Origin of the sequence: Streptococcus sp. SG2 (assembly GCF_030439925.1) — a bacterium.
Taxonomy (GTDB): domain Bacteria; phylum Bacillota; class Bacilli; order Lactobacillales; family Streptococcaceae; genus Streptococcus; species Streptococcus gordonii.
In genome coordinates, this window is sequence record NZ_JAQFJD010000002.1 from 502,046 (window position 1) to 523,481 (window position 21,436).

A 21,436-nucleotide genomic window follows, 5' to 3' on the forward strand; every position below is an offset into this window, starting at 1 on the left:
GGAGAAAAAACCTACGGAAAAGGGAAAGCTATGGCTCAAGAAGAGGAAAAGATATCAAGAAGCAAGAAAAAGCAGCTGTTAGCTCGCTTGAAAGAGCAAATTCGACCAAAGAAGGGCTTGATTTATCTGGCTGCTTTTTTATCATGGATTCAATTTTTAACGAGAATTACAAGTTTTGCTTTGATTGCCCAAGCATTGACAGAGTTCTACGAAGGAAAACAAGTTGACTTATATTCCCTTTTTCTTTATTTACTGGCCTTAAACGGTTTAGGATTTGGAATTGCTCTATTTGCCAAACGATTTCAAGGCTTGGCTTCCCAGTTTGCACGAAACAAGCTAAAGAGAGAATTTTTTCAGGCATTTGTTGCTAAGGATGGTGAGTTTCAAGATAGCCGAACTGCATCAGATATTCTAACAGTTGCTGCTCAGGGAATTGATAGCTTGGATACCTACTATTCTTATTATCTCCCCTTAAATCTACGAACCTATTTTAACTGTTTAACAGTCCTTATCTTAGTCTTCTGGCTCTTTCCCTTGGGTGGTTTAATTTTTATATTATCCTTGCCCTTTATTCCTGTGTCTATCATCCTGATGCAGAAGCGATCGCGTAGGATTATGAATCGATATTGGGGCTCTTATATGGATGTGGGCAACCTTTTTCTGGATGATTTAAAGGGATTAAATACATTGTATTCTTATCAGGCCGATGAGAAATACGAGCAGGAATTTGCGGAGCAGGCCGAAGATTTTCGTGATGCCACTATGGAACTGCTAGGTTTTCAACTACAATCAGTGGGCTATATGGATGCTGTTATGTATCTGGGAATCGGTCTGTCAGGTTTTTTAGCCCTTTCCTGGCTGTCTGCTGGGCAATTATCCTTGTTCAGCATGATTTATTTTATCTTAATTGCGACAGAATTTTTCACACCGATCCGAGAAGCAGGCTACGGTATGCACTTGGTCATGATGAATACAAAGATGGCTGATCGGATTTTTAGTTTTTTGGATTCGGTCCAAGAGACTAAAGTAAAAACAAAACAAGATTTAGCACCATTTCAGCACTTGAGTGTGCAGGATTTGTCCTTCTCCCATGGAGATAAAAAGATTTTGGATAGGGTCTCTTTTGACGTAGAAGTAGGCCAGGTATTTGCTATTGCTGGGGAAAGTGGGCGCGGTAAGACGACTTTGGGCAAGATTCTACTAGGAAAATTGCAACCCGAGCAAGGTCAGATATTCTTTGGAGAGACCTCCAATGAAAATTTGACACAATCAGCTCTCTATAAAGAGATAATGTATGTGTCGTCAAACAGCTTTCTTTTGAATACCAGCATTTTAGAGAACTTGCAGTTGGCAAGGAATTGGAGTCGGGACAAAATTCAGCAATGGCTGAGCGAGAAGAAGCTTTTATCTTTTATTGAAAATTTGCCTGAGGGTCTAGATACCCTTGTTGGTGAAGATGGCAACCAGTTGTCTCCAGGCCAGAGACAACAAGTGATTTGTGCTCGAGCCATTCTTGCTCAAAAATCGCTCTATATCTTTGATGAAATCACTTCTAGTGTTGATAAGGACAATGAAGCTCTTCTTTATGAGCAGCTAAATGCGCTTGCAAAAGAAGCCCTTGTCATTGAAATTACTCATAAAATGAAGCGAGTAGCTGAGGCTGACCAAGTTCTTTTTATGAGCAAAGAGGGAATGGTTTTGGCTAGTCCGACCAAGCTTTACTGGGAAAATCAGGAGTACAGAACTTTAGTGGATAGACAAAGAGAACAGGAGGAGAGAATTCATGGAAGCTAAAAGAACTTATCCAAGCAAGCAACTTCTTTTTAGGCTGTTTCAGATCATGAAGCATCTATTGCCTGCTCTAGGGTTAGCTGTTATTTTTGCAGTTTCAGGCTTTACAGTTTCAGTCGCGATTCCTGTTTTATTGGTAAATCAAGGATTTTTGGCTGTAGGAGGGCAAGCTCCGACTCTAGGTTTTCTGTTTCTTCTTTTAGCTTTGTCCATTGGTCGAGGACTCTTCCGCTATGGAGAGCATTATTTTGGTCATTATGTGGCTTTTCATTCCCTAGCGGACTTGCGAAAGCTTGTCTTTGCTAAACTACGACGTCTTGCACCTGCTAAGTTAGACCGACAAGATAGTGGGAGCTTATTAAAAATGATCGGGGAGGATATTGAAGCAATTGAAGTCTTTTTTGCCCATACAGTTGCACCAGTTTGTACAGGGCTTATCTCTGCTTTCATTATGTGGGTCTTTCTCTCTAGGATATCCCCAGCTCTAGGTTTTCTGGCTTTGCTGACTTACCTGCTTTTAGCGGTGGTCTTGCCTCAAAATTTTGCTCGACATTTACAAAAACTCTTATCAAAACAAGCGGATGATCGGACAAGATACATTTCTTATTTCTTGGAGAGCCTGAAGGCAATACATGATTTGTCCCAGCTCGGACAAACTTCAAAACATTTTGCTTGTTTAGAACAAAAAAGTAAAGAATTAAATAGCATAGAAAGACAGGTTGCTCAGAAGCAATTTTTTGAACAAGCTCTAACCTTTTTAGTGGTGGGCTTATCTGTTATGGGCTTTGCCATCTTGTCTCTCTTCCAACTTAATCAAGGTGATATTAATCTGACTCAAGCAGGACTAGCTCTGGTAGCTTTCTCAAGCTCTTTTGCTCCATTTTTAGAATTAGGGCGACTGCCTCTAGGTTTTAAAAGAGCAATGAATGCCAGTCGGCAGGTCTTTTCGCTCTTGGATGAGCCAGAGGCAGATAGCAGTGGTTTAGAGACTGATATCAAGATCGAATCAGTTGATGTTAATCATTTAAACTTTGATTATGAGGGGCGAGAGCAAGGACTTTTTCAAGGTTTGTCAGCACGATTTGAGAAAGGTAAAATAATTGGTATTGTAGGTGGAAGTGGAACAGGAAAATCCACCCTCATGAAAATCATCATGCGCTGGTATGATCCTAAGGCAGGACAAGTTTTGCTGTCTGGACAGGATCATCAAACCTTCCAACGCCAGCATTTACAAGGCTCTTTCGCTTATGTTCCCCAAGTTGCTCAGCTTTTCCATAAAAGCCTTCGGGAAAATCTAGTCTTGGGTCGAACGGATATCAGTGATGAGGCAATCTGGACCTTGGCAGCTAAATGTCGTCTTAAGGATCGTTTAGAGCGCTTGCCAGAGGGGCTAGATACTGTAATTGATGGAGAAACAACTTTTTCTGCTGGTGAAACCCAGCGTTTGGAGCTGATGCGAGCCCTGCTTAAGGAGGCAGATTGTTATATTTTTGATGAACCCACCAGCAATCTCGATTCACTGAATGAAGCAGCCTTCCTATCTATTGTCAAAGAAGAATGCCGTGGCATGGTCTTTCTCATCTCCCATCGCTTGTCAACGGTTGCTTTTGCAGATGAGGTTTATGAATTAAATCATTCACAAGTAAGGAGGATAAAAGGATGAGAAAAGGACTACAAGTAAAAGACCTTGTGATGACAGGTGCTTTTGCAGCCCTCTATTTTCTATGCGTCGGTTTAGGCGTCCTGGTTGGTCTGATTTTCGACCGGTCAGGGAATATGTTCTATGCCCCAGCTGGAGCAGCAATCTTTGGTGGGACGGTTTACATGCTTCTACAAAGCAAGATCAAAAAATTCGGAGCTATCAGTCTCTTGGGAATCGTGATGGGAGGATTTTTCTTCTTATCTGGCCATTTCTTTGTGGCCTTCTTGCCAGGCTTGATTTTTGGCTTTCTAGCTGATTTGTTAGCCAAACAAGGAAATTACCAAAATAAATGGCTAAGTTTAGCGTCATTTGTCCTTTTCTCCTTTGCCAATTCAGGCCCGATTATTATGATGTGGCTGGCTCGGGAGACTTATGTTCAAAGCTTGCTAGCGCGTGGTAAAACTCAAGAGTATATTGACCGGGTTATGGTTCCTGTGAATCCACAAGTGGTTCTTGGTTTTGTAATTATGGTTGTTATTGCCGCTATTATAGGGGGACTATTTGGTCAATATATGGTCAAGAAGCACTTTATAAAGTCAGGGATGGTCTCATGAAATTAGATGTACGAAGTAAGGTCCTTTTGGTTTTATTTGCCAATATGGCCTTTCTTTTTAGAGTATCCGGCTGGCTTGAACTGATAATCGTTTCAGGCTTGGCGATGCTCTTATACTTTGCTGGAAAAGGTAAAATCGCCTTATATAGTTTATTGGCTTTTGTCCTTTTTTGGACTCTAGATGCTTATCTAACTGATTTCTTTTCTTTTCAACTGATACGAAATTTCGTAACTCTGCTCACGGCTGGACGTTTTTTGCTTCCTTCTTTTATGGCTGGGAGTTTGCTTTTGACAACTGCGACAGCCTACGAACTGGTTCATGGCCTTAGAAAATGGCACCTACCGGAATCTTTTCTTTTAACCTTAGGAGTAATGATGAGATTTTTGCCAGCTATACCAGCAGATGCGAAAACGATTCATAGAAGTTTACGTCTTCGAGGGATTTTCCTTAGAAAAAGAGATTTTATCTTTCGTCCAGTGACCTACTTTGAGTATCTCCTGGTACCACTACTCATGTCACTCATGCGAACGGTTCAAGAGTTGACCATAGCTAGCCTTACCAAAGGATTGGCACTAGGAAAAAGACCGACAGAAACTTTTTCATCAACCTTTAATTTAGCAGATTGGAGTACCTGTGCATGGATGTTTATCATGACCTTGTGGATGATAAGGGGCTGATTACTGCGACCGGCTTTCGTTTTACTTATGAAAATAGCAGAGCTAGTAGCTTGCTGGTTGAAGATTTACAAATCTCATCAGGCCAGTTGGTCGTCTTATGTGGCAAGAGTGGGAGTGGCAAATCAACCTTCTTAAGGTTGATCAATGGCTTAATCCCAGATTACTATGAGGGAAAATTAGATGGTCAATTAGAAATAGCCGATCAGTCAGCAGGAAAACAGACGGTTGAAGAATGTTCCAAGCGAGTTGCTTCAGTTTTTCAAAATCCCTCCAGTCTGTTTTTTCATAAATACGTTAAGCATGAATTGGTTTTGCCTGGTGAAAATCATGTTGAATCAGCAGCAGAAATTTTGAATAAATTAGAAAAATTAACTGCTGACTTTGCTTTAGAAGACTATCTTGAACGTGACATTTCTACTTTATCAGGTGGAGAAAAGCAGAGAATTGCCCTTTTAACGGCCCTGATGCAGGATACAGATATCTTGGTTTTAGATGAACCGACAGCTAATTTGGACAGGTCAGGGATTGAGCAAGTAGCTAGTTATCTTTCTATCTTAAAACAAGAAGGGAAAACGATTCTTATAGCGGAGCATCGCTTGGATTATTTAAAGGACTTGGCTGACCGCTATCTTTATTTTGATCAAGGTGCTCTTAAAAGAGATTATTCAAAAAAGGAGTTTGATAGCTTAACGGAAACAGAACGACATGATTTAGGGCTTCGAAGTCAGGATCTATCTAGCTCTATTTCTAAACTTGAGGCAAAGAAGCAAATTGCTCCTTCACCACTGACGGGGGATTTGACCATAAAAAATCTTTGCTTACAGTCAGGGGACCAGGAATTGAGTTTTCTTGAAGAAGCTAACTTCAAGTCAGGAGTGATTACAGCCCTTGTGGGTCCTAATGGGAAAGGTAAATCGACTCTAGCTTTTTATCTGGCTGGTTTATTAGACGATGAAGATGCAACTTTTTCTTTAAATGGGCATGCTCTGTCAGCTCATGAACGTCTGAAAGACACTGCTTTTGTTCTGCAAGAAGTTGCTCTTCAGCTCTTTTCAGACAGCGTCCAAAAGGAGTTGACCTTGGGTTTGAAAAAAGCTGCCGATGCATCAAATATCTTAGAAAACTTAGGATTAAAAGGTTTAGAAGATAGGCATCCAATGACTCTATCAGGCGGAGAGATGCAACGGCTAGTCATAGCAAGTCAAGTCCTTACTAAAAAAAGAGTGTTTATTTTTGACGAACCTAGTTCAGGTTTAGATTACCAGCAAATGTTACAAGTGGCTGACTTACTGAAGGCATTAAAAGAGCAGGGAAAAATTATTCTGCTCATTTCTCATGATGAAGAATTACTTGAGAAAACAGCTGATTACTTTTTTACCTTAAATTAATTACTCGCTATACAAAAAAACTATAGCTTTTACAGTTGTTTATCTAGATTTCCCCTCCTATTTTTGGTATGATTGAAGAACAGTAATGTAGCTTCTGGCTTTGCTATTTTTCTGTTTCTAGAGTTGATTAGACTGGTAGGATAGTAGATAAATAAGTTAAAGTACAGGACTATAAGAGGGAGAATACATGAACAATTTACTTGTATTGCAATCGGATTTTGGTCTTGTGGATGGTGCGGTATCTACGATGATTGGTGTGGCTCTGGAGGAGTCTGCTACATTAAAGATTCACCATTTAACACACGACATTACGCCTTATAATATTTTTGAAGGTAGCTATCGTCTTTTTCAAACGGTCAACTACTGGCCAGAAGGGACAACCTTTGTTTCAGTGGTCGATCCGGGTGTCGGCTCTAAGCGGAAGAGCGTAGTTGCAAAAACAGCGCAAAACCAATACATCGTCACTCCAGACAATGGAACCTTGTCTTTCATTAAGAAACACGTTGGTATTGTGGCTATTCGGGAAATTTCTGAAGTCGAAAATCGTCGAAAGAATACCGAACATTCCTATACCTTCCATGGTCGTGATGTCTATGCCTACACAGGAGCTAAATTGGCTAGTGGCCACATCACTTTTGAAGAAGTAGGACCAGAATTAAGCGTGGATGACATTGTCGAGATTCCAGTTGTGGAGACTACTTTTGGCGAAGGTTCTGTCAGCGGAGCTATCGATATTTTAGACGTTCGGTTTGGATCTCTTTGGACTTCTATTACTCGCGAAGAGTTCCAAGAGTTAGAACCTCAGTTTGGAGAACGCTTTGAGGTAACGATCTATAATAACGATATGTTGGTTTACCAAAATCAAGTGACTTATGGGAAGTCCTTTGCGGATGTTCGCATCGGTCAGCCGATTATTTATATCAATTCGCTCTATCGGGTTGGTCTAGCAATCAACCAAGGTTCTTTTGCAAAAGCCTATAATGTTGGTGTTGGTGCCCAGTGGCATATTGAAATCAAGCGTATTGAAAATTAGTGATTTGTAAAGAGGAGATAAACATGAAAAAAATATTTGATACAACTTTTACGATTAAAGAAGTCGTGGCAACTGGTATTGGTGCAGCACTCTTCGTTGTGATTGGGATGGTCAGCATTCCAACGCCTGTTCCAAACACTAGCATTCAGTTGCAATATGCTGTCCAAGCTTTGTTTGGCGTTGTTTTTGGTCCAATCGTTGGTTTCTTAACAGGATTTATTGGCCATGCCCTAAAAGACTCCATCCAATCTGGAAACCCTTGGTGGACTTGGATCTTGGCTAGTGGTTTGTTTGGACTTGTAGTCGGTTTGCTTAAGAATTACCTACGTGTGGCTCAGGGAGTATTTGAATCAAGAGATATTATTACATTTAATGTTGTTCAGTTTGTGGCTAATGCCTTGGTATGGGTAGTCATCGCTCCACTTGGGGATATCTTGATCTATAATGAACCAAGTAATAAGGTCTTTGCTCAAGGTGTTGTCGCAACTGTTGCCAATGGTCTGACTGTTGCAGTTGCCGGAACCTTACTTTTAATTGCCTATGCACGTACTCAGACAAAGAGTGGCAGCCTTAAAAAAGATTAAATCACGCGATAAGAATAAAAAGATCGAGAGATATCTCGATCTTTTTCTGTTAAAAATAAAATACTTTTTGCAATTTATATATTGCATTTTGAAAAATATATTGTATAATAGACTTATAAAAATGAAGGGAGAACCGATATGAAAAACATCAAAAATATTTATTCACCACTTATTTGGCTTGTTTTGGGTGTAATTTTTTTGGTTATAGGACTGAACAATCAAAATCATACTTTTCTTATTTTTGCTGGCTGTGATATTGCAATTGGTTGTGCACTTTTAAGCATAGCAACTAAGAAGAAAAATGATAAGGACGATGATCATGGCAAAAAATCTTAAGCTAAAGATGGCGCGAGTGGAGCATGATATGACTCAGGGCGACTTAGCAGATGCTATCGGAGTGACTCGCCAGACCATTGGCTTGATTGAGGCGGGTAAGTACAATCCCAGCCTCAGTTTATGCATAGCGATTTGCAAATGTCTCAATAAAACGCTGGATCAATTGTTTTGGGAGTAAAAATGTCCGGGGGACATTTTTAGCCTGAGCCGAAAAACACGAAAGCGAGGGAATGTCCGGGGGACATTTTTAGCCTGAGCCGAAAAACACGAAAGCGAGGGAATGTCCGGGGGACATTTTTAGCCCGAGCCAAAGAACTCGAAAGCAAGGGAATATCCTAGAATAGTTGAAGAGCAATTTTCGCATAAAGATTAAATGGGGATGAAATTTAAGTAAAAGAGGAGAATGCATATGAAATCTAAAAATAGACAAGAGATCTATAAAGATGAACGAATAGAGAAATTGGACGGAAAAGTTGCAGGAGAATTAGTGTTAGGAATGTTTTTCTTCTTAGCTATATCTGTGTTTTTCAAAGTCTATATTCTCCGTCTAAGCTTGCTAGCTTATCTGCCAGAAGGGACTCTCCTTATCCTAGTAGGTCTCTATGCTTTGCTTCGTCGCTTAAGCCTAGGCATTGATGTTCGTGATATGGTGAGAGAGGAAAAATGGCCAGAACGTGTTGGTAGTGGAATTATTTTTGCTTTAATTCTTGTGGCTATTGATTTCTTTGGACAGCGAGAAAGTATAGCTAGCATGCTGAGTATGTTGTATCTGCTTAAGATGTTTTTTGCAATGGTTCTTTTTATATTTGGAAGCTTGACCATGGATAAGGTTAGTCTTTTCCTAAACGGCAAACGTCAGGCAAAGTTAGATCAGGAATTGGAGGATGAAGAATGACTTGCTGGAAAAGATTGATGTGGAGTGGTTGTGCTTTCTTAGCCTTAGCCTTGTATGTGCTACCTATGGTATTTCAGCAGAAAGCAGAAACTTATCAAATTTCAAAACAGTGGACTATTGGCATTGGTATTTTGCTGATTTTCCTCGCTTTACTGGTCTTTATCGTGGTGGCAAAGAAGATTGGAATCTTATCTCAGTCTGGGAAAGTCTTTCAAAAAGGAGACGGGAAACGAATTTCTCTTAGCATCTTAGGCATGTTTCTTATATCTATCCTTGGAACGGCTTTATTACGGTGGCTAAACGGAGAAGTTACAACGGCTAATCAGGCGTCTTTGATAGAGGAGTTTCAAAGAGGAAATGGGATTTTGTTACCCATCATGCTTGGAGTTTTAGCACCTATTGTAGAAGAAATTGTCTTCCGTGGAATCCTCCCACTAAAAATCTTTAAAGGCTATGAGGGATGGGGCTATATCGTAGGTGGACTCCTCTTTGCGCTTTTTCACGGGCCAACCAATATCGTGTCTTTTGTAATTTATGCTGTTTCTTCTGTGATTTTGACATTGCTGGCCTATCGAACTCGTCGCTTGGAAGTCAGTATTGCAGTTCACATGATTAATAATGGACTTCCTGCCATTATCATGTTGTTAATTGGTATTTTTGGAATGGAAGTATAGGAGCTTAAAATGAAGATAAAACTAATTCATCGTCAAATTTTAGACGAACGTGAAGAGCAACTTGTCAACAAGGCTGGCATGGAAACTTTTAGTTTCTTGCTATTTAGTAGTTTAGCCTTATATGTTGGATCGGTGGTTATGAATGCGGGAGCCATTCACTATCAACCATTCTTGATCCTGATTGCGATTGCATGTCTATATTTTTTCTGTCGAGCTCAGTATCTAGGAGCTAATTATTACAATAGTTTCAGTCTGACTATCTGGGGTGTGCTGGCTACAACAGCCTTTCTGACCCTTTTGATTGCCTGCCAGAATTTCCAACTGAATCATGCTATTTATCATAATAGTGTTTTTCACCCCATGTTTCTTTTGGTCATTTTGGTTACATTTTGCATTCATCTTCCCTTGATACTAGTGGCCAATATTTTCTTAGAGGCTATAAGCAAGAATCAAAAGAAGCGTTTTGAACGCTATTTGAACCAACTTGAGGAGGAGTGAAGTATTTAGCAATTTAGCTTTGCTATTTTCCAAACAAATTTTTTGCCCAGTTTTTTCAATCAGGTTATAATAAATAGATGAATTAAAAATTCAGAAAATTTTATAGAGAAAAGAGAGTTGAAATCTTATGGCAAAAGATATTCGCGTCCTACTTTACTACAAATATGTTCCGATTGAGAATGCTGAGAAATTTGCAGCTGATCATCTGGCCTTCTGTAAATCTATCGGTCTTAAAGGCCGTATCTTGGTAGCAGATGAGGGAATCAATGGAACGGTTTCTGGTGACTATGAAACCACTCAAAAATACATGGATTATGTGCACAGCCTTCCGGGCATGGAAGACCTTTGGTTCAAGATTGACGAAGAAAATGAGCAAGCTTTCAAGAAAATGTTTGTTCGCTACAAGAAAGAAATCGTGCACTTGGGCTTGGAAGACAATGATTTTGACAATGACATCAACCCGCTGGAGACGACAGGAGCTTACCTGTCACCTAAGGAATTTAAGGAAGCACTCTTGGACGAGGACACTGTCGTCCTAGACACTCGTAACGACTACGAGTACGATCTAGGTCACTTCCGAGGAGCCATTCGTCCAGACATCCGCAACTTCCGCGAATTGCCGCAATGGGTCCGTGATAACAAAGAGAAGTTCATGGACAAGCGCGTGGTTGTTTACTGTACAGGTGGTGTTCGCTGTGAGAAATTCTCAGGCTGGATGGTGCGTGAAGGATACAAGGATGTCGGTCAGCTTCATGGCGGTATCGCGACTTACGGCAAGGATCCAGAAGTTCAAGGTGAGCTTTGGGACGGCAAGATGTATGTCTTTGATGAGCGTATATCCGTTGATATCAACCATGTTGATCCAGTTGTGATTGGGAAAGACTGGTTTGACGGTACTCCTTGCGAGCGCTATGTCAACTGTGGCAATCCAGAGTGTAACCGCCGCATCCTGACTTCAGAAGAAAATGAAGACAAGTATCTCCGTGGCTGTTCTCACGAATGCCGTGTTCACCCTCGCAACCGCTATGTGGCTGAAAACGGGCTGAGCCAGGCAGAAGTAGTGGAGCGTTTGGCTGCGATTGGAGAAAGCTTGGAAACACTGGTAGCTCAGTAATCGCATAGTAAAGACCAAAAACTTTAGACGATTCAAGCGTCTAAAGTTTTTTTCATCATTTATTTACAGGTAAAAGTCTTGTTGGACAGAGATTTGGGAAAGCGGACTATTTCATCATGTTCTTGGGACATCTCGTGGAGCATCACTTGATTTCTGATTTTCTTTCTGCGGTTTTGATTTTTTGTCCTTTCTTTTTGATGTGATATAATGGGCTTAATAAATGGGAAAGGAGCAAGACCGTGTCTAAAGCTATCATGGAAGAGGTGGCAACCTATCTACGTCAGCATGCAGATGAAGAGCTGAGTCTGACCGATTTAGCTCAGCATTTCCATTATAGTCCTTCCCATCTATCCAGAACTTTCAAGAAAAAGATGGGCTTTTCTATCAAGCAATATATGGAAGCTCTTAAGATGGAAAAAGGGATTCAGGAGATTGTAGAAGGCCGACAAAATGTGACCGAGACCTCTATGGAAGCTGGTTATGATAGTCTAGGTAGTTTTTCCAATACGTTTAAGCGGCATACTGGACTTTCGCCTAAAAAATACTATCAGGAATCAACCAAGGCTTATGATTTTATGATCAAGCAGCTAGATGAGAAGGGAGCTTTCTTGCATCAGGATCCCGACTGTAAAAGTGGCAATCGATTGACCGTAGAGTTATCTTATCCTGAGGGCTATGAACCACGTATTAGCTGTGTCGGGCTTTTTAAAACCCGCATTCCCAAAGAAGAGCCGATTATCGGAGTAGCACTGAGTCAGAAGAGAAAGTTTACTTTTGAAAATGTACCGGATGGCCACTACTATCTTTTGGCCTGTGAATTGCTGGAGGATTTACGCCTAACTAAAAACTATGTCTTGAAGCATAACTTTCGCTGGGGCAGCGATGAGCCTCTAACTTTTTCAGGCGATAGCATCTATCAGGAGGAAATCAGCATGCGCAGGCCCTTGCCCAGCGATCCCCCTATTACAGTTAATCTTCCAGTTTTAATCATGCGTTCCCTAGCCAAACAAGCGCAATTGAGAATAAGAAAATTTTTATCCTAATTGATAAACTGATACTAGAGATTTATTCTCAGATATAAAAAATTGGAGGAACAATAATGAAATTAGACGTGTTTTTAAGTTTTAATGGTCAGGCCGAAGAAGCTTTTCGTTTCTATGCAGATCTTTTTCAGACAGAGATAAAGGGACTTGTCCGAGCCAGTGAGATGATGAATCCAGCTGACCTTCCTGCAGAAAAACGGGATAAGCTTGCCTGGATTGCCTTAGATACGGAAAACTTAACCCTGCATGGTGAAGATGTAGGCATTTTTAACGACCTATCTATTCCTAGCAATCATCAGCCCAATCAATGGTTAGTTCTTAGCCCAGACAGTAGAGAAGAAGCTGATGAGCTCTTTGCCAAGCTTGCTGAAGGTGGGCAGATTCTCTATTCTCTAGAGAATCAGGCTTTTGCTAAGTTTTATGGCCGCTTGATTGACCGCTTTGGTATCGGCTGGGATGTGATGATGAAGTAGGGGGAGCGATGGCATATAGTAAATCTTTAGCTCAACAGATTCGTACCATTTTAGCTACTGAGCTTCCTCCTCATGTTTTTGAAGAAGAGGTAGAAGAGAAGAAGATGTTTGGTGGCTTGGCTTTTATGGTCCGTGGTAAGATGACCGTTACTGTGAGTTCGAGAGGTAAAGAGCTTGTCATGGTTCGCATTGGTAAGGACATGGAAAAGCAGGTTCTGCCTAAAAATGGTGCTAGTGTGACGTTAATGAAGGGGAGGCTTTATCATGGCTATATTGATTTAGATGGCGAAGCACAAAAGGAACTGTCTTACTGGATCAAGCTAGCTTTGGCCTACAATCAGGAGTTGACCCTATCGTCTGAAGATTAATAATAAAATAATAAAGAAGAGGGTCTAACTAAACTTTGATTTAGTTGGCCTATCTTCTTTTTAAGTACAAATTTTAAACTTTCTCACTATATAAACCTATTTAATCAAAAGTTTAGAGGATTGTTCGAGTTATTAGTATAAAAAATGAGTTTTACCTTTCTAGTACATGCTATGAATAAGCAAAAACTATCCCAATCTCGTGATTTTAGGTATAATAGTAGCCAGAGGTGATCTTATGGGAATTCTAATATTTCTATTTCTTTTAGCTTTGATCTTTTTATTTTATTTTGTAGGTTTTATAATTAAGTTGATTCTAGGGATCGTCGTCTTTGTTATTGGTTTGGTAGTACTTTTATTTCTGCTGAATCGTTTTAGAAAGTAGAGTAAGTGACTGCTATGAACCAATGGAAAATGAGAGGAGATCAATGTTAAAAATAGAGCAACCAATTACGATTATTTCATTTCTTTTTGATGATTTTGAGACCCTAGATTTGATGGGGCCAGTAGAGTTTTTAGCTACTTTACCCAATGTAGAGACGAAATATGTCTCCCTTGCTGGTGGTCTGATTTCTAGTCGTCAAGGTTTTCAAATCATGACGGATAATTTTAAAAGCTTACCTCCCAATTCTCTTCTCTTATTACCTGGTGGTCAAGGTGTCAGAAAGATGGTCGAAGATAAGATTTTCCTATCTTCGCTAGAAAAGGCTGTCCAGCAAGCTGAGTTGGTCTTAAGTATTTGTACAGGAGCAGCTCTTTTAGCTCAGATTGGTCAACTCAAGGGGCGTAAAGCCACTAGCAACAAGCTTGCCTTGTCTTGGGTCGCTTCACATGATAGAGAAGTCCTTTGGCAAGATCAAGCTCGCTGGGTCCTAGATGGAAAGTTCTACACTTCATCAGGTGTCTCGGCCGGTATGGATATGTCCTTGGGCTTTGTAGCTGATTTTTGGGGTCAGGACTTGGCAGAAGAGCTGGCTAAAAAAGCAGAATACGTGTGGCAAAACAAGGCTGACCAAGATCCTTTTTCTGATAAATCAAGAGCAATCTGAGGAGATCGGATTGTTTTTTTAGTGATTGTGTAATTTGTACTGCTATGTCAAAATGAAGAATTAAAAATGGAAAAGCTTGTTTCAGATTCTAATTTTCCCCATAGCAATTTATGCTATAATATAGTTAAAATATAATAGGGGCATTATTTTATGAGTATAACATTTTCCGTTTTGAATAAACGAAGTCTTCTAGGATTTCAAAAAGTTTTAAAAATCAGCGAATTACTTGGATTGGTCGACGGACTTGAACCTCACCCTGCTCAGAAGGATTCTTTGACTCTTGGCTTGGATAAGCTTCCTTTGTTGAAGTGTTGGGTTCCTGCTAAGTCTGGACGTTACATGGACGTAGAATATGACAAAACCCACAAAACTTATAATGTGAGGATTTTGACACCTTCAACAATTGCTGATTGGGAGTATGCCTTAACTTTGGTTTCTAAGCTATCAGCTTATCTGGGCACTAGTATTCATGATGAGCATGGCAGGGAATATAGTAGCTCAAGTGTATTAGCTTTCCCATATCAAGAAGATATACTCTTAGGCTTGGAGGATTTTCTAAAATCAGGATATCCCTTAGTGTATCAAGATGGAGTTCGCAGGAGAATTGCTCTGAGCCCTCAGATGGTGGAAGGATTCCTAAAAGAGGATAATCCTGCTCAGAGTTATAGCGATTTCTTTACACTTAGACAGTACCTCGACGCTTACGATGCGCAAAGTAAATTTTATGGGAATGAGCAGAATCAACAAATTTTAGGAGTATATACTCTAACTGCTGGTGTTGACACGATTCTACCCTTTGAACTTAGTCTAGCTCCGGAAGATGTAGAGTATATCGATGAGTCAAAATTAAGCTGGTGTTGCAATCTTGTGGGATGTGATGATACGGATCCAGATAATGTTGAAAAGTTCTTCTTTTATAAGAGAATTTCTTATTCAGATTTCTTGGAAAGGCTCCCTAAGGATATGGCTCAAGTATTTGATGGTGAGAAAATTTATGTTCCTGCTATGACTTTTGCCCAAATGAAGGATCTTTTTGACAGCTGTCCTGAGTTTGTGTAAGAGAGACTTGGTCATTTTACTCGATTCATTTTGCAAAGCCTTGTATAAGATACTCTAAAATTTCTTCCAAGCAGTTCACTTGTCATATCAAGAAAAGCAATCTGTTCTATTCAGATTGCTTTTTGAGTTTATTGGAGATTCCTTTTGTTAAGTTAGAGAGAAATGTTGAAGGTTATCCGACCTTTCTTGTAAGAAGCCCAGATTCTCCCTTTGAAGAGGCTGGTCAGATGTTGGGCCATGGAGAGACCAATGCCATAGCCAGAAACGGCTTGGTTATTGTGGGAAGTTTCGGCTCGGTAAAAGCGGTCAAAGAAACGTTTGTAATCAATCTTTGTTCCAGTAGCATAGTCGTTTGAAATTTCAATGCGAATCTTGCGTCTAAAGGATCGACGGTTATTGTAGGCCTTGATCATAATCGTTCCTTTATCATCACAGTATTTACGCGCATTATCCAGGAGAATACTGATTAATTCGTAGCCTTCATCTTCTGACATCATAGCCTTTAAATCTGGCTGAACGTCTAGTTCTAGATGTTTGTTTTCCTGCTGGATGAGGGATGAATGATCTTTCCCAACTTTTTCAATCAATTCTGAGAGATTGACGCTGGTTAGCTCGAGATTTTCGTGTTCTTCCATCCGAGACAGCCTGATCAAGCGGGCAATTAGTTTGTTTAATCTTTCCGTTTGAGCCTTGGTACTTTCTGTCCATTCGTTTTCACCTGTCATCATCTCTTGCAGTTCAGTGTTGGCTGCGATAATGGCTAAAGGCGTTTTGAGTTCATGACCAGCATTGGTAATGAAAATACGTTGTTTTTCGTAGCTTTTTATATAAGGACGAATTACAATGCCAGAGACCAAGGCGATAATGAGCGTTAGGAAAAAGAGGCTTGCAAGAGCAATCCAGGTAGAAAATTGAGCTAAAATACTCCGTTCACGATTGTAGTTGGTCGTTTCTAAAAAGGCAACTAGGCGTTTTTGGCCTTTGCTACTAATTTGGTAGGAGAAGTAGCGATTGTTGGCTTGCATTTGGCCATATTTACCACCTGTTTTTAAGGCCTTTTGAGCCATCTGATAAATAGTATTTTCACTGAGTGATTGGATATTGCCTAGGTTGATGCTGGTAGCCTGCTTTGTTTGGCTGGCTGAGAAATATTGGAAGTTGTAAATAATACCTTCTTGGATATTTTTATCGGTCAAATCTTGCTTAATTTCTTCTGTCATGGGTAATTGGCCGTCATTATCTGTTAGTACAGACAAGACGGTTTGGATATTGCTTTCCGTTTGAGCGTAGACAGCAGAGTTAATCAAGAGCCAAAACATTCCCAAGATTAAGGCGACAACCAGAGTGGCAAGCCCGATAAAACGGAGTTGGAGCTTACGAAACATAATCCTCACCTGCCTTTTCAGTAAGTTGGAATGGGCCCGCTTCATCACCAAGGATTTCTAAATTAGAATGGACACTTTTCAATTTTTGACGAAGGTAAGATACATAAATAAAAGCAAGCTCTTGGTCTGTTTCTTCATCTGACCAGACTCGTTCAAGGATTTGTCTACGACTCAGTTCTTTATCTGAGTTCTGCATAAAGTATTGAAGAAGTTTGAGCTCTTTTCCGGCTAAGCGGATACTATTGGAAGCACGAAGTTCTTGTTCGTCCAGACGAAGCTCGGTGTTGCCAATTTGGAGCTGGACTGGACTGTAATTATCTGCTCGACGAGCCATTGAGCGGAGGCGAGCCAAGAGTTCTTTAAGAGAAAAGGGCTTGGTTAGATAGTCATCAGCCCCAGCATCTAGTCCAGTCACTCGATCATCGACCTCGGCCATGGCAGTCAGCATGATGACATGGGTAGTATTACCAGTTGCTCGGATTTCTTTGAGCGCTTCTAATCCAGTCATAATAGGCATCATAATATCAAGAATGATGACATTGTAGGTATTTTGATTGGCGAGGTTTAAGGCCTCTTGACCATTAAAGACACTATCAACTTGATAGCCGTCATGCTCAAGAGCAGCTAGGATAACACGGTTGAGTTGAGCTTCATCTTCAGCTAACAAAATTCTCATTGCTTAGTCCTCTCTTTCATTAGATTCTTGAATGAGATTACGAATCGTCTGCATGGTCAAGTCGCAGGAAGCGAGTTCATCGGCACAGCGTTTTAGTTCCCGCTCGATCCGTTCTGGATTTTTGATCTCGTGTTTGTATTTCATCTGGTGCTCAAGGCTGGCCCAGGAGTCCATAGCAATGGTTCGTAGTTGGACCTCAATAAAGTACTTGCCAGGAGTCTTTCCATGGCAGTCAGGGTAGGGGGTCTCTACTTCTAAAATGAGGTGGTAGGAGCGGTAGCCATTAGGTTTGACTTGATTGATGTAGTCTTTTTCCTTGAAGATATGAATGCCAGGCATTTGACGGATAAAGTCAATAATTTGGTAAATGTCATCCACAAATCCTGTAATAATACGAATGCCGATAGCATCTCGAATCTGTTTGAGAGCCGATTCAGCAGACAGAGGTAGATTTTTTCGTTGGCATTTTTCTGCCATGCTGTCAGAGGTCTTAATACGGGCGTGAAAATGTTCATAGAGTTTGAAAGAAGTTGTTTTTTTGTGCTCTAATGCGGCTGTTTTGATTTTTTGAGTAAAGTCCTCTAGGATAAGAGGCAGGTACTGCTCGTAAGCTTCATAAATACTCGTCATGATTCTCTCTCTTTGCTTGCTTTAGTCTTTCTATTATACCACGAAAGACAGGTAAACATATCAGCCTTTAGCAGGAAGTGATTTACTTTAAGTTTTGTGAAAGGAAAGATTCGTCTTTTGCTCTGTTAATGGATGAATTTAATTGATAAAGCTGAAGGATCCAAGCTTTTTATGATACAATAGAAAGAACAAATGCGAAAGTGAAAGGAGTAGGCGTGATACTAGAAGAATTTGACCAAAATCCCAAGGCTATTATCAATCCTGAAGATTTGATTGAGCCTATTCCCGATTTTCCTTCAGTAGCAGTTTCCTGCTTTGCTAGAGAAACTTTCAAAAGACTCTTGGAAAATTTTAATCATGAGCTTATCACAACAACGAGTATGGCCAATATAGAGATTCCAATATACAGAGTTTTTGTGGCTGATCAGGAACTAGCTTTTTTTAATGCTCCGGTGGGGGCCTCGGCCTGTGTTGCCATTCTAGAAGATCTTATTGCTTTTGGTATGAAGAAGCTAGTCCTCTTTGGCACCTGTGGGGTGCTGGATGAGGATATTAGTGAGACGTCTATCATTGTGCCAACAGCTGCCATACGAGATGAGGGGACTAGTTATCATTACCAAGCAGCATCTGATGAAATTGTGGTGAATGATGGTCTGCAGGATTTTCTGCTAGAATTTTTAGATGAACGAGGCATTTCCCATAGTCGGGGCAAGGTTTGGACCACAGATGGTATTTACCGAGAGACAGCAGAGAAACTCTTAAGGAGAAAAGAAGCAGGAGCTATTTGCGTCGATATGGAATGTTCTGCTGTTGCTGCTCTGGCAGCCTTTCGTTCTGTAACTGTCTGCCAATTTTTCTATGCTGCTGACCATTTGTCAGAGGAAAAATGGGATATGAGAAATCTGTCCAATCATGCCGACTTGGATGAAAAAGATAAGATTGCAAATCTGGCGGTGCAAATCGCCCTAGCTTTATAATGAGAATACAATGAAACAACCTATAATTCAGTTTGAAAATTTCACTTTTCAATATCAGGCCCAGCTGGAGCCGACCTTAAAAGAGATTAATCTGACCATTTACGAAGGCGAAAAGGTCTTAATTGTCGGTCCTTCCGGGTCAGGAAAGTCAACTCTGGGCCAGTGTCTAAACGGTATCATTCCTAATATCTATAAAGGCCAAGCTAGCGGTCACTTAAAGGTTCAGGGACAGGATGCCTTTGCGTCTAGCATTTATGACAAGTCCAATTTAGTCAGTACAGTCCTACAAGATACAGATGGTCAGTTTATTGGTCTCAGTGTGGCGGAAGACTTGGCTTTTGCTTTGGAAAACGACATGGTTGAATTACCCGTCATGAAAGAAAAAGTTCAGCATTGGGCGGAAAAATTAGACTTGGTGAACTTACTTCAGCATCGGCCTCAGGATTTGTCTGGCGGTCAAAAGCAGCGGGTCAGCCTGGCAGGTGTCTTAATTGATGAGAGTCCCATTTTGCTTTTTGATGAACCGTTAGCCAATCTAGATCCGAAATCTGGCCAGGATGCAATTGATTTGATTGATCAGATTCACAAGGAAGCTGGAACGACCACTATTATTATCGAGCATCGTTTAGAGGATGTCCTTTATCGCTCAGTAGACCGTTTGGTCTTGGTCAATGATGGTCGGATTCTCTTTGATGATCACCCCGATCTTTTGCTGAAGACAACTTTACTGGCTGAAAATGGGATACGAGAGCCCCTCTATCTGACTACCTTGCGCCAGCTGGGACTTGATATAGCTGAGATGGATCATTTGTCTGATCTGGCCAGTCTAGAGTTACCAGCTTTGCCATTTTCAAAAGAGGCTGTTGTAGAGGCGACTCAAGAAAGGGATTCTAACCTATTTTCCGTTGAGAATATCAGCTTTTCTTATGGCAAGCGACCTGTTTTGCAGGATATTTCTCTTGAGATTGCTAAGGGAGAACGGATTTCTATTGTCGGCAAGAACGGGGCTGGTAAGTCCACTCTAGCTAAGGCTTTCTGCCGATTTATCCAGACAGAAGGCAACTACAGCTGGCGGGGCAAGGATATCAAGGGTGATTCTATTAAGGAGCGAGCAGAACGGATAGGCTATGTGCTACAAAATCCTAATCAGATGATTTCAGAAACCATGATTTTTGATGAAGTTGCCCTAGGTCTTCGCTTGCGAGGTCTCCCTGAGGAGGAAATTGAAGAGCGGGTTTTGGCAGTTTTGAAGACTTGTGGTCTGTATGAATTTAGGAAATGGCCTGTTTCAGCCCTGTCTTTCGGTCAGAAGAAGCGGGTGACCATAGCATCTATCTTGGTCTTAGGGCCAGAAGTCATCCTGTTAGATGAGCCAACGGCGGGCCAAGATCAGCGCAATTATACGGAAATTATGAACTTCTTGGATGAGCTGAATCAGAAGGGTCATACTATTATCATGATTACCCATGACATGCAACTGATGCTGGATTATTCTGACCGTGCGATTGTAATAGTGGATGGTCAGGTTTTGGCGGACAAATCGCCTGCCCAAGTACTGACTGATAAAGATTTGATTGCGGCAGCGAATCTGAAGGAAACCTCCATTTTTACTCTGGCTAAAAAGTTCGGAGTTGATCCTCTATCCTTGACAGAGTTTTATATGAAAGAGAAGGGAGCAAGCCATGTTTCAAGATAAGAAAATCATTGGTTATCATGCTGGAACTGGCTTTGTTCATAGTCTGTCAGGTGCCAGTAAATTATTATTTTTCATCCTTGTGTCTGTAGCAGCCATGATTAGCTATGATACGCGACTTTTGCTAGTGATCGCTATCCTATCTCTGTCACTTTTTCGCTTGTCAGGAATTCGTCTGCGAGATGTTAGCTTTGTCTTGGTTTTTGCAGGAGTCTTTGCCATTCTCAATATACTGATGGTTTATCTCTTTGCGCCCCAATATGGCCAGGATATTTATGGGAGCAGTACGGTTCTGCTGGATGGTCTCGGTATTTATAATGTTTCCTTGCAGGAATTGTTTTATCTCTTCAATCTATGTTTGAAGTACCTCTGTACCATTCCTTTGGCAGTTATTTTTCTAATGACAACACATCCCAGTCAATTTGCTTCCAGTCTCAATCAGATTGGTATTCCTTATAAAATCGCCTATTCTGTCAGCCTTACCCTCCGCTATATTCCAGATTTACAAGAAGAGTTTTATCTGATTAAGATGTCACAAGAGGCGCGTGGTTTAGAATTGTCAAGCAAGGCCAAATTGAGCCAGCGGATTAAGGGGAATTTACAGATCATTATTCCTCTGATTTTCAGCTCTTTAGAACGAATCGAAACGATTGCGACAGCCATGGAACTCCGCCGTTTTGGAAAAAATAAAAAGAGAACCTGGTATACCTACCAAGCCTTTACTAAGTTAGACATCCTTGTTATTACTTTGTCTCTAGCTTTTTTGTTGATTAGTTTAGGTTTATTCTTTGTTAACCATGGACGATTTTATAACCCTTGGAGATAGAAAACGGGGAAAGA

The 21,436-nt window shown here is 40.7% G+C and carries 24 protein-coding genes; 21 read left to right on the forward strand and 3 right to left on the reverse strand.

The window, feature by feature from the left end:
• Window positions 1-30 precede the first annotated feature (30 nt).
• The 18 genes from PCY09_RS06225 (at window position 31) to PCY09_RS06310 (ending at window position 15,235) form a co-directional block, all read left to right on the forward strand.
• Window positions 31-1,794 (forward strand): ABC transporter ATP-binding protein/permease, encoded by a 1,764-nt coding sequence (locus PCY09_RS06225; RefSeq protein ID WP_125396892.1) that lies wholly within the window; start codon window positions 31-33, stop codon window positions 1,792-1,794.
• On the forward strand, window positions 1,784-3,454 hold the full coding sequence (locus PCY09_RS06230) for an amino acid ABC transporter ATP-binding/permease protein (RefSeq protein ID WP_061601515.1): 1,671 nt from the start codon (window positions 1,784-1,786) through the stop codon (window positions 3,452-3,454). The genes PCY09_RS06225 and PCY09_RS06230 overlap by 11 nt, the downstream gene beginning before the upstream one ends.
• Complete coding sequence (locus PCY09_RS06235; RefSeq protein WP_060553022.1) at window positions 3,451-4,047, forward strand: MptD family putative ECF transporter S component; 597 nt, start codon at window positions 3,451-3,453, stop codon at window positions 4,045-4,047. Before PCY09_RS06230 ends, PCY09_RS06235 begins: the two co-directional genes overlap by 4 nt.
• A complete protein-coding gene (locus PCY09_RS06240; RefSeq protein WP_045772885.1) occupies window positions 4,044-4,724 on the forward strand; it encodes an energy-coupling factor transporter transmembrane component T in 681 nt (226 codons plus the stop codon). The genes PCY09_RS06235 and PCY09_RS06240 overlap by 4 nt, the downstream gene beginning before the upstream one ends.
• The gene (locus tag PCY09_RS06245) at window positions 4,685-6,112 is read left to right on the forward strand and encodes an ATP-binding cassette domain-containing protein (RefSeq protein ID WP_125396893.1); all 1,428 of its coding nucleotides are present in this window, start codon (window positions 4,685-4,687) and stop codon (window positions 6,110-6,112) included. Before PCY09_RS06240 ends, PCY09_RS06245 begins: the two co-directional genes overlap by 40 nt.
• 187 nt (window positions 6,113-6,299) lie before the next feature.
• Window positions 6,300-7,145 (forward strand): S-adenosyl-l-methionine hydroxide adenosyltransferase family protein, encoded by an 846-nt coding sequence (locus tag PCY09_RS06250; protein WP_082307170.1) that lies wholly within the window; start codon window positions 6,300-6,302, stop codon window positions 7,143-7,145.
• A 23-nt stretch (window positions 7,146-7,168) separates the two neighbouring features.
• Complete coding sequence (locus PCY09_RS06255; protein WP_060553018.1) at window positions 7,169-7,729, forward strand: ECF-type riboflavin transporter substrate-binding protein; 561 nt, start codon at window positions 7,169-7,171, stop codon at window positions 7,727-7,729.
• A 138-nt stretch (window positions 7,730-7,867) separates the two neighbouring features.
• Window positions 7,868-8,065 (forward strand): hypothetical protein, encoded by a 198-nt coding sequence (locus tag PCY09_RS06260; RefSeq protein ID WP_045634269.1) that lies wholly within the window; start codon window positions 7,868-7,870, stop codon window positions 8,063-8,065.
• A complete protein-coding gene (locus PCY09_RS06265) occupies window positions 8,049-8,243 on the forward strand; it encodes a helix-turn-helix transcriptional regulator (RefSeq protein ID WP_020992784.1) in 195 nt (64 codons plus the stop codon). Before PCY09_RS06260 ends, PCY09_RS06265 begins: the two co-directional genes overlap by 17 nt.
• A 231-nt stretch (window positions 8,244-8,474) precedes the next feature.
• A complete protein-coding gene (locus PCY09_RS06270; protein WP_227250341.1) occupies window positions 8,475-8,960 on the forward strand; it encodes a DUF6773 family protein in 486 nt (161 codons plus the stop codon).
• The gene (locus tag PCY09_RS06275) at window positions 8,957-9,634 is read left to right on the forward strand and encodes a CPBP family intramembrane glutamic endopeptidase (RefSeq protein WP_125396894.1); all 678 of its coding nucleotides are present in this window, start codon (window positions 8,957-8,959) and stop codon (window positions 9,632-9,634) included. Before PCY09_RS06270 ends, PCY09_RS06275 begins: the two co-directional genes overlap by 4 nt.
• Before the next feature lie 9 nt (window positions 9,635-9,643).
• Window positions 9,644-10,132, forward strand: a complete 489-nt coding sequence (locus PCY09_RS06280; RefSeq protein WP_125396895.1) for a DUF6773 family protein — start codon at window positions 9,644-9,646, stop codon at window positions 10,130-10,132.
• A gap of 127 nt (window positions 10,133-10,259) precedes the next feature.
• Window positions 10,260-11,246 (forward strand): rhodanese-related sulfurtransferase, encoded by a 987-nt coding sequence (locus tag PCY09_RS06285; RefSeq protein ID WP_002898096.1) that lies wholly within the window; start codon window positions 10,260-10,262, stop codon window positions 11,244-11,246.
• 239 nt (window positions 11,247-11,485) lie between these two features.
• Complete coding sequence (locus PCY09_RS06290) at window positions 11,486-12,289, forward strand: helix-turn-helix transcriptional regulator (protein ID WP_125396896.1); 804 nt, start codon at window positions 11,486-11,488, stop codon at window positions 12,287-12,289.
• 56 nt (window positions 12,290-12,345) lie between these two features.
• Window positions 12,346-12,762: a VOC family protein gene (locus PCY09_RS06295; RefSeq protein ID WP_125396897.1), complete on the forward strand. Its 417-nt coding sequence runs from the start codon at window positions 12,346-12,348 to the stop codon at window positions 12,760-12,762.
• An 8-nt stretch (window positions 12,763-12,770) separates the two neighbouring features.
• Window positions 12,771-13,130 carry a TfoX/Sxy family protein gene (locus PCY09_RS06300; protein WP_061601506.1) on the forward strand — a complete coding sequence of 120 codons (360 nt, stop codon included), beginning with the start codon at window positions 12,771-12,773 and terminating at the stop codon, window positions 13,128-13,130.
• 425 nt (window positions 13,131-13,555) lie between these two features.
• Window positions 13,556-14,176 carry a DJ-1/PfpI family protein gene (locus PCY09_RS06305; protein ID WP_061601505.1) on the forward strand — a complete coding sequence of 207 codons (621 nt, stop codon included), beginning with the start codon at window positions 13,556-13,558 and terminating at the stop codon, window positions 14,174-14,176.
• Window positions 14,177-14,326: 150 nt separating this feature from the next.
• On the forward strand, window positions 14,327-15,235 hold the full coding sequence (locus PCY09_RS06310; RefSeq protein ID WP_061601504.1) for a DUF4299 family protein: 909 nt from the start codon (window positions 14,327-14,329) through the stop codon (window positions 15,233-15,235).
• Window positions 15,236-15,387: 152 nt separating this feature from the next.
• On the opposite strand, the gene PCY09_RS06315 is transcribed toward PCY09_RS06310, so the two are convergent.
• The 3 genes from PCY09_RS06315 to PCY09_RS06325 are packed head-to-tail and all read right to left on the reverse strand — an operon-like array spanning window position 15,388 to window position 17,926.
• Window positions 15,388-16,620 carry a cell wall metabolism sensor histidine kinase WalK gene (locus tag PCY09_RS06315; protein ID WP_061601503.1) on the reverse strand — a complete coding sequence of 411 codons (1,233 nt, stop codon included), beginning with the start codon at window positions 16,618-16,620 and terminating at the stop codon, window positions 15,388-15,390.
• Window positions 16,610-17,296 carry a response regulator transcription factor gene (locus PCY09_RS06320; RefSeq protein ID WP_061601502.1) on the reverse strand — a complete coding sequence of 229 codons (687 nt, stop codon included), beginning with the start codon at window positions 17,294-17,296 and terminating at the stop codon, window positions 16,610-16,612. The genes PCY09_RS06315 and PCY09_RS06320 overlap by 11 nt, the downstream gene beginning before the upstream one ends.
• Window positions 17,297-17,299: 3 nt before the next feature.
• Window positions 17,300-17,926 carry a GTP pyrophosphokinase family protein gene (locus tag PCY09_RS06325; RefSeq protein WP_061601501.1) on the reverse strand — a complete coding sequence of 209 codons (627 nt, stop codon included), beginning with the start codon at window positions 17,924-17,926 and terminating at the stop codon, window positions 17,300-17,302.
• Between the two features lie 215 nt (window positions 17,927-18,141).
• Here PCY09_RS06325 and PCY09_RS06330 point away from each other — a divergent pair, with 215 nt between their 5' ends.
• The 3 genes from PCY09_RS06330 to PCY09_RS06340 are packed head-to-tail and all read left to right on the forward strand — an operon-like array spanning window position 18,142 to window position 21,422.
• On the forward strand, window positions 18,142-18,903 hold the full coding sequence (locus tag PCY09_RS06330; protein ID WP_048777452.1) for a nucleoside phosphorylase: 762 nt from the start codon (window positions 18,142-18,144) through the stop codon (window positions 18,901-18,903).
• Between the two features lie 10 nt (window positions 18,904-18,913).
• Window positions 18,914-20,599 carry an ABC transporter ATP-binding protein gene (locus PCY09_RS06335; RefSeq protein WP_048777453.1) on the forward strand — a complete coding sequence of 562 codons (1,686 nt, stop codon included), beginning with the start codon at window positions 18,914-18,916 and terminating at the stop codon, window positions 20,597-20,599.
• Window positions 20,586-21,422, forward strand: a complete 837-nt coding sequence (locus PCY09_RS06340) for an energy-coupling factor transporter transmembrane protein EcfT (RefSeq protein ID WP_011999995.1) — start codon at window positions 20,586-20,588, stop codon at window positions 21,420-21,422. The genes PCY09_RS06335 and PCY09_RS06340 overlap by 14 nt, the downstream gene beginning before the upstream one ends.
• Window positions 21,423-21,436: the final 14 nt, after the last annotated feature.